Source organism: Actinomycetospora sp. (assembly GCF_055612215.1).
Genome location: NZ_JBVPVA010000302.1, coordinates 1 through 3,354, shown reverse-complemented (window position 1 = coordinate 3,354; position 3,354 = coordinate 1). Strand labels below are relative to the sequence as shown.

Sequence of the window (3,354 nt, the reverse complement as noted above, 5' to 3'; positions counted from 1 at the left end):
AGGGCGACGACCATCGAGCCCATGACGGCGCTCTCGGCCACCTTGTCCTTGCGGACGTAGTGGAAGACCTTCGGGTCGTCGTCGTTCGTGCGGTCCGTGCCCTCCGGGCGGACGTCGGGAAGCACCGCGGTCTGGCTCATGACTCCATGATGCCCCACGCGGAACCGGCCGGCGTCACGGCTCCCGGATCCGGGTCAGCCGCTGGTCCCGGTCCGCGGCGGGTCGTGCTGCGCGTCGTCCTGCTGCTCCTGGCGCGGCCCGTCCGTCCGGTGCGTGCGCGCCTCGAGGATCTCGGAGGCCTCGATGATCTGCGCGTCGGACACCTTCGTCACCGCCCGCCGGTTCGGCTGGTAGCGGTTGACCTTGCCGGCCTTCTTGGGCAGGCGGTCGTTGGCGATCAGCACCGCGACCCACGGCAACGGGACCGACAGCACGATCAGGAGCACCGCGACGAGCGCGCTCCCGAAGGCCATGTAGGACACCGCCGCCAGCACGAGGCACGGGATGCGGCACGCCATGATGATCGAGTATCGCCGCTTGCGGATGGCGAACTCGTCGTCGAACGAGACCTGCGCCTCGGTGATGAGGATGGGGTCGTCGTCGTGACGCCGGCTCACGGCATCACCTCCTAGGAACACTGTCCCACTCCGGGTCCCCGTCGGCACACCGATCAACCGCGATCCGGACGCACGACGACCCCCGGGGAGACGAGAGGTGTCCCCGGGGGTCGTCGGCGAGCGCGGCGAACGAGCTGGTCGGAGCGATCACCGCGCGCGATCGGAGGGTCAGACCAGGCTGGACCCCTGGGCCGCCTCGAAGCGCTTCGCGGCGTCGGCCCAGTTGACGACGTTCCACCAGGCCTTCACGTAGTCCGGCTTCACGTTGAGGTTGTCCAGGTAGAAGGCGTGCTCCCACATGTCGAGCATGACCACCGGGATGATCCCGAGCGGGACGTTCGCCTGCTGGTCGTAGAGCTGGAAGATGCGCAGCTTCTGGGCGAGCGTGTCGAAGCCCAGGATCGACCAGCCGGAGCCCTGGATGGTGGTGGCGACGGCCGTGAAGTGCTTCTGGAAGAGGTCGAACGACCCGAAGTCGCGGTCGATCGCAGAGGCCAGCTCGCCCGTCGGCTTGTCGCCGCCGTCCGGGGAGAGGTTCTGCCAGAAGAACGTGTGGTTGATGTGCCCGCCGTAGTTGAAGGCGAGGTTCTTCTCCCACAACAGGGCCGTGGTGCCGATCGTGTCCTTCTCGCGGGCCTCCGCGAGGGCGTCGATCGCGCTGTTCAGCCCCGTGACGTACGTGTTGTGGTGCTTGTCGTGGTGCAGCTCCATGATCTTGCCCGAGATGTGGGGCTCGAGGGCCCCGTAGTCGTAGGGCAGATCGGGCAGCGTGTACTCCGCCATCGCTCGCGTCCTCCTCGGTCTCGGCACCGCGACACGTCGTTGCCACGTGAGGCAGTAGGTAGACAGTGGCAACTCGGTGCGGCCCCATCGGCTCGCACCGCTCGGCTCGGTGGGGTGTGCCCCGGGTCCGCGGCGGGGGAAACCGGAGATCGCGATCTCGCGATCTGTCGACGCTCGCCGCTCTGTCGCGCGCTCAGAAGAGGCCGGGGGCTCCGTCGGGCAGATCCGCCGCGGTGACCGTGAGCGCGCCGAGCTCCGCGGGGTCCAGCACGGGCAGCCGCGCGGCGAGGTCGAGGAACCGGTCCTGCTCGGCGGCCTCGAGCACGCCGTCGGCGAGCGTCCGGAACTTCGCGACGTACGCGTCGTGCCCGAAGGGCCGGGCCCCGCGGGGGTGCGCGTCGGCGACGGCGAGCTCGTCGGCGACCGTCGACCCGTCGTCGAGGGTGATCGTGACGCGGCCCCCGAACTCCGGCTCGGGGCGGTGGTAGGCCGCCGTCCACCGCGGGTCCTCGACGGTGCGGATCCGCCGCCAGAGCGCGACCGTCCCGGGCCGGTGGGCGCGTTCGGCGGTGTAGGAGCGCTCGTGGTGCCACTGCCCCTCCTCGAGGGCCACCGCGAGGATGTAGGGCACCGAGTGGTCGAGGGTCTCGCGGCTGGCGTCCGGGTCGTACTTCTGCGGGTCGTTCGCCCCGGACCCGATCACGTGGTGGGTGTGGTGGCTGGTCTCGAGGAGCACGTCGGTGACCCGCGCGAGGTCGGGTAGACGGTCGCGCAGCCGCCGGGCCAGGTCGATGATCGCCTGGCTCTGGTACTCCGCCGAGTACTCCTTGGTGTAGGTGTCGAGGATCGCGCGCCGCGGCTCTCCCGGCCCGGGCAGCGACACCGTGTACCGCGCCGCCGGCCCGTCGAGCAGCCACGCGAGCACGCCGTCCTCGCCCTCGTAGATCGGGTTGGGGGCGCCCTCCCCGCGCATCGCGCGGTCGACCGCCTCGATCGCGACCTTCCCGGCGAAGGCCGGCGCGAAGGCCTTCCAGGACGAGATCGCGCCCTTGCGGGACTGGCGGGTGGCGGTGGTGGTGTGCAGCGCCTGCCCGATCGCCGCGTACGTCGTCGCGGGGTCGAGGTCGAGCAGCGTGCCCAGTCCGGCCGCGACCGCCGGGCCGAGGTGCGCGACGTGGTCGATCCGGTGGGCGTGCAGGCAGATCCCGCGGACCAGCGCCACCTGGACCTCGTAGGCGGTGACGACCGCGCGCACGAGCGCCGCCCCCGTCGCCCCGGTGTGCTGAGCGACGGCCAGCAGCGGCGGGATCGTGTCGCCGGGGTGGGCGTAGTCGGCGGCCAGGAACGTGTCGTGGAAGTCCAGCTCGCGCACCGCCGTGCCGTTGGCCCACGCGGCCCACTCCGGCGAGACCCGGTCCCCCGGCGCCAGCCCCAGCACCGTCGCTCCTCGACCGCATGCCGGGTGCCGCCGCGCCTGGGCCCGGGCGGTGGTCGGGGCGTGCCGGGCGAGGGCCGCCGTCGCGACCGCAACGTCGTCGACCACCCGGTTCACGACCATCCCGACGACGTCGGGCCCGGGCTCCACCGGGTCCGCGGCGACCTCCGCGAGCTTCCACGCGAGCTGTTCGGTGCGCTGGAGGCGGTCCGTCGAGGGGTGGACGCGGACCTCGTGCTGGATCACGTCCTCGAGCGTGGCGGGACAGCCCGGTGCGCGCGACTCCGCCTCCGGTGCGCTCCCGGCACGCGTCAGGCGGCGTGGTGGTCGTGCCAGGGTCGGTTGTGGCGTGGTCTTCGCAGGGGGTCGAGCCAGGCCGGTGGGGTGAAGAAGGGCAGTCCGTCGATCATGTGGACGTCCCAGCCGGTGTGGTGGATCAGCTGGTGGTGATAGCTACAGAGCAGCACGCAGTTGGACAGGCAGGTCTGGCCGCCGTCGGCCCAGTGGATGATGTGGTGG

General features: G+C 71.5%; 5 protein-coding genes. All 5 read right to left on the bottom strand.

Annotation, left to right across the window (positions count from 1 at the left end; all coding sequences use genetic code 11):
• On the bottom strand, positions 1–140 hold a 140-nt coding region (locus AC0CYZ_RS08555), incomplete at its 3' end, for a DUF3039 domain-containing protein (protein ID WP_472214258.1).
• 54 nt (positions 141–194) lie between these two features.
• A complete protein-coding gene (locus AC0CYZ_RS08550) occupies positions 195–617 on the bottom strand; it encodes a DUF3099 domain-containing protein (protein ID WP_472214256.1) in 423 nt (140 codons plus the stop codon).
• 168 nt (positions 618–785) lie between these two features.
• A complete protein-coding gene (locus AC0CYZ_RS08545; protein WP_472214254.1) occupies positions 786–1,400 on the bottom strand; it encodes a superoxide dismutase in 615 nt (204 codons plus the stop codon).
• A 193-nt stretch (positions 1,401–1,593) separates the two neighbouring features.
• On the bottom strand, positions 1,594–3,081 hold the full coding sequence (locus tag AC0CYZ_RS08540) for an MmgE/PrpD family protein (protein ID WP_472214252.1): 1,488 nt from the start codon (positions 3,079–3,081) through the stop codon (positions 1,594–1,596).
• 65 nt (positions 3,082–3,146) lie between these two features.
• The coding region (locus AC0CYZ_RS08535) for an HNH endonuclease signature motif containing protein (protein WP_472214250.1) at positions 3,147–3,354 on the bottom strand (208 nt) is incomplete at its 5' end.